Raw genomic sequence first — 4,249 nt, forward strand, 5'->3', positions numbered from 1 at the left:
AAGAAGGACGGAGAAAAGATGGGATCGCTGTTCCCTTACGCCAACGTTGTCGCGGGAGCGCTCATAGTCGTCGTCGGGGTCTGCTTTCATTGGCTCGGCCAGCTGGTTTCGGTGGTGAACTGGGGCCTGGCCACGCGCCTGGGCCTGCAGGAGAAGGCGCTGCCGCCGGAGTACAAGGTCTACGAACACGCGCTCGCGGTCGCGGACGTGGCGCTGGGATGGATCTACGGCGTCGCCGCGGTCGGCCTCTTCCTCGACGCCGGCTGGGGCTACAAGCTGGCGTGGATTCCGGGTTCCATCCTGCTCTACCACGCCGTCGGCGCCTGGGTCTGGGAGGCCAACCGCCGGGCCGCCGGGCACCGGCTGATGAGCGACTCCCTGAGAATCGGATGGTGCTTTGCCAACGCGGTTGCGGGCGTTTTCGTCCTGGCGGTGGCGTGGGCCGGAAAGACCGGCTGATCCAGCGTCATGAACGGGAAATCGTCGAAAATTGCGATGATAACCATCCTCGCCGGGTTGTTGGTCTGCGCGTATCCCGTCTTCGTTTTAGGGTATACGTGGATTCATGTCGCCCGGGCGAAGTTACCCGGAGGCCGGGGCGGCCCCTTGGACGCGTACCGTCACACGTTGGCGAGCGCCGTCGTCGCCTATACGACCGATAAACGCGCCGTGGACTGGGTGAGCAGGATCATGGAACGAGGAGGGAGCGGTTCGAACGAGATGGATAGGCGCAATAACGGGATCGGCGCGTCGATCGGGTTGCGGGCCAGAACCTTTTCCGAGATCGAGCCGGCGGTGCTGGAAGCGATTCAAGGCGGCGCCGAGAATGCCACGTCGCCGGATCGGATCACCTGGTTGAGTCGCGACCATTGGCACGACCGCTTGTTTTGGTAACGCTTTCGAAACCGCTATCGGGAGGCGTTCGGGACGAGATGAGGCGGCCGTCACGGGAACCGGGGAGACCCCGGAGAGGATAGAGCGATGCGCGACTTGAAACGATCGATGCCCCCGGAGCACGCCGAATTCCTGGAACGGGCCTTGCGGGTGTTGCGGGCCGACGAGCGCATTGTCGGCGTGAGCATCGGCGGTTCCTTCGTCACGGGACGTCTCGATCGATGGAGCGATCTCGATCTGGTGCTGGCTGTCGACCCGTCGCGGGTCGAGGAAGTCATGGCCGACCGGCCGCGGATCGCGGCCCGGTTGGGGAACCTGGCGGGGGCGTTTACGGGGGAGCATGTGGGGGAGCCGCGGCTGCTCATTTGTCTGTATGCCGATCCCGTCTTACACGTCGATCTCAAGTTCGTCAGTCTTGACGACGTCGGCCGGCGTGTGGAAGACCCCGCGGTGCTGTGGGAACGAGACGGGCGGGTAACCGCCGTGTTGCGGACTCGGGAGGCGGTCTATCCCTTGCCGGATCTGCAGTGGATAGAGGCCCGCTTCTGGATCTGGGTGCATTATGTCGGCGCAAAAATCGGTCGCGGGGAGACGTTCAAAGTTCTGGACGGATTGACCTTCCTCCGGGGGCGGGTGCTTGGCCCCCTGGCCTTGATGGAGGCCGGTGTCCAGCCGGCCGGAGTACGGAAGATCGAAACGTCGGCGCCGTCCCGCGCCCGGAAACTCATGAAGACGCTTCCGCGGTCGTACGATGCGCCGGGATTCCTCGCCGCTCTCCATGCCGCCGTCGATCTCTATCGTGACCTGCGCGAGGCCTTGCGGCCGGAAGGCTTTCGGGAACATACTCCGGCGGAGGAGGTCGCGTTGAACTATCTGGCCGATCTCGAAAAGCATATGCCTGCCGCCTCGCCGCATGATACCCGAACGTGATCGCCCGTCCGCCGGCGTCGGCATCCGCGGCTCGACTCCGGCGTTCGGCAACGGAACGAGGGTAGGATGACGGAGAAATTGTTTTCGTACGGAACCCTCCGACAGGAGAACGTCCAAATCGGCACGTTCGGCAGAAAGTTGAAAGGTTCCCGGGACACGCTGGCCGGATACGTTCTCGCCCGGATACGCATCGAGGATTCCGATGTCGTGGGGAGAAGCGGAACGGATGTTCATCCGATAATCAAATACACCGGGAAGCGGGGCGACCGGGTCGAGGGAATCATTTTCGAGATTACCGAAGAAGAACTTGAGAAAGCGGACGAATACGAAGTCGAAGCTTACTCGAGGGTCAAGGCCGCGTTCGAATCGGGGGTGCAAGCGTGGGTCTACGTGGATGCTTCGTCTTTCCCATGAGGCCTCCCCGCGGGCTTGTCCGCGGCCCGGCGATAACTCTCACCGGAACTGAAGAGCAATGGCCCGCGAGACCGGATACTTTCCGCTGAGCCTGGAGGAACTCCGGGCCGTCGGGGGCTGGGCCGCGGACTGCGCCGAGCGGGCGCTGGCGGTCCTGCTGCGGATGCCCTCCCGCGCGGCGGGCAGGAGCCGGCTGGAGGCGCTCCTCTACGAGCTGGACGCGGGCCTCCGCGCCCGGGGAATGGATTAACCACAGAGTTACCGAGGGCACAGAGAGTTTGGGGAGGGGTGAAGTCGGGATGAAGATGACGCCGGCCAGACAATGGAAGCCCTCTCCTGTTCCCAAATCTGCGTAATCTTAGTTTCACCATGAAGGACATGAAGTTCATGAAGAAGGGGAAAAAGGGGAGAGCTGGGGAAGTTTTACGCCCTGCGCTCTGCCCCATGTCCCCCTGGGGACCGCGGAGCCTGAATCCTGAACCCCAAACCCTGAACCCTGAACCCGCTCTTTCCCTATGCCCCATGCTCTTTGCTTTTTTCACCATGAAGGACATGAAGTTAATGAAGGGGGGAAAGGAAGGGTTCAGGAAGGGAGGGGGTCCACAGACCTGCCTGCCGGCAGGCAGGTTTACACAGATAGGGAAAGGTTTTTAGGGGAGCATAGGGCACGGGATATTTAAGATCATTGCGAGGAGTCCAGCGTCTCGCGGGACGACGAAGCAACCTTACGAGTAGTTCCCTAAATCTGCGAAATTTCTGTTTTGAAATCTGTGACATCTGTGGACCTCTCTTTAATCTGCGTAATCTTAGTTCCTGAATTCTTCCCCCATCAGAGTTAATCAGAATAATCAGGTGCAAAGTTCTCCAGGGGCCGAACGATCGTCGCCGGGAATCGGATTGAGTTGCTCCCGTCGGACGGTATAGCATCGATTCGACGGGTTCTTCGTCTTTGTGCCTGGAGAAGTTGTTCCGATAAAAAAGGAGGGAAAGATGAATCCGGAAGTACAACAAAAGATAATCGAGCTTTTGAAAGTCCCCCAGTTGTCGAACTTGGCGACCGTGACTTTGGACGGCAAACCGTGGACCCGTTACGTTATGATAAATTCGGATAATGAATTCAATCTGCGCTCGGCCGTTTGCATTAATTCGAGAAAAGTCAAACAAATAGAGAATAATCCGGAGGTTCATGTAACCTTCGGCATCAACGACCCGGCGGATTTGAGCAAACCCTATGTGCAGATACAGGGCAAGGCGAGAATAACGACGGATCGAAAAGAAAAAAACGATTATTGGTTCGACATGCTTTCGGCTGTTTTCTCGGGTCCGGATGACCCCAATTATTCCGTGTTGGTGATCGAACCCTATCGCGCCGAATTCATGAATCCGGGATCGATGTCTCCCGAAATATGGGAAAAGGAATTTCGTTAGAAGCGTCACACGCCGATTTGCCGTCACGAACAAATTGATCGAGCGACCGCCGTCCGGGTGTCGCTCGGCTCGGCCGTTGGGCCGTGATCGAATCGACACACACCCATAAAGAGGTTCCCCGAAGTGGACATTCCACGAATCTTCACTATCACCGAAAGCGCTCACCGTATCCATAACCCGTTCTCGCTCGAAAAGCTTGCCGCTCTCGGGGCGGCGCTGCGTCTGGAAGCGGGGTCCCGAGTGCTCGACCTCGGCAGCGGTTCGGGGGAGATGCTCTGCACTTGGGCACGCGATTACGGCGTCATAGGCACCGGCGTCGACATGAGCCGGTTGTTCACCGAGCAAGCGAAACTCCGCGCCAAAGAACTCGGCGTCGCCGATCGAGTCAAGTTCATCCATGGCGATGCCGCCGGTTACGTCTCCGACGAGAAGGCCGATGTGGCAGCCTGTGTCGGTGCCACTTGGATCGCCGGAGGAGTCGTCGGTACTATCGAGCTTCTGGCACGGAGCCTGCGCACCGGAGGGATCATCCTCATCGGCGAGCCCTATTGGCGGCAGTTACCGCCGACGGAAGATGTTGCCA

At 59.7% G+C, this 4,249-nt stretch carries 7 protein-coding genes; all 7 read left to right on the forward strand.

What is annotated here, in order from left to right:
* Positions 1–459, forward strand: a 459-nt coding sequence (locus PLZ73_12620; GenBank protein HOO78717.1) for a hypothetical protein, incomplete at its 5' end; no start/stop codon positions are given.
* A 36-nt stretch (positions 460–495) separates the two neighbouring features.
* A complete protein-coding gene (locus PLZ73_12625; GenBank protein HOO78718.1) occupies positions 496–894 on the forward strand; it encodes a hypothetical protein in 399 nt (132 codons plus the stop codon).
* Between the two features lie 87 nt (positions 895–981).
* Positions 982–1,824 carry a nucleotidyltransferase domain-containing protein gene (locus PLZ73_12630; GenBank protein ID HOO78719.1) on the forward strand — a complete coding sequence of 281 codons (843 nt, stop codon included), beginning with the start codon at positions 982–984 and terminating at the stop codon, positions 1,822–1,824.
* 66 nt (positions 1,825–1,890) lie between these two features.
* Positions 1,891–2,238, forward strand: a complete 348-nt coding sequence (locus PLZ73_12635; protein ID HOO78720.1) for a gamma-glutamylcyclotransferase — start codon at positions 1,891–1,893, stop codon at positions 2,236–2,238.
* Between the two features lie 58 nt (positions 2,239–2,296).
* The gene (locus tag PLZ73_12640; GenBank protein HOO78721.1) at positions 2,297–2,488 is read left to right on the forward strand and encodes a hypothetical protein; all 192 of its coding nucleotides are present in this window, start codon (positions 2,297–2,299) and stop codon (positions 2,486–2,488) included.
* Between the two features lie 740 nt (positions 2,489–3,228).
* Complete coding sequence (locus PLZ73_12645) at positions 3,229–3,666, forward strand: pyridoxamine 5'-phosphate oxidase family protein (GenBank protein ID HOO78722.1); 438 nt, start codon at positions 3,229–3,231, stop codon at positions 3,664–3,666.
* Positions 3,667–3,789: 123 nt separating this feature from the next.
* Positions 3,790–4,249, forward strand: a 460-nt coding sequence (locus PLZ73_12650; GenBank protein ID HOO78723.1) for a class I SAM-dependent methyltransferase, incomplete at its 3' end; no start/stop codon positions are given.

The organism is bacterium (assembly GCA_035380285.1).
GTDB lineage: Bacteria > Auribacterota > Erginobacteria > Erginobacterales > DAOSXE01 > DAOSXE01.

Bases quoted from the DNA above. Each gene is read 5' to 3' on its own strand.
- PLZ73_12625 (HOO78718.1), top strand. From the start codon at position 496: ATGATAACCATCCTCGCCGGGTTGTTGGTCTGCGCGTATCCCGTCTTC.
- PLZ73_12640 (HOO78721.1), top strand. From the start codon at position 2,297: ATGGCCCGCGAGACCGGATACTTTCCGCTGAGCCTGGAGGAACTCCGG.
- PLZ73_12635 (HOO78720.1), top strand. From the start codon at position 1,891: ATGACGGAGAAATTGTTTTCGTACGGAACCCTCCGACAGGAGAACGTC.
- PLZ73_12645 (HOO78722.1), top strand. From the start codon at position 3,229: ATGAATCCGGAAGTACAACAAAAGATAATCGAGCTTTTGAAAGTCCCC.
- PLZ73_12630 (HOO78719.1), top strand. From the start codon at position 982: ATGCGCGACTTGAAACGATCGATGCCCCCGGAGCACGCCGAATTCCTG.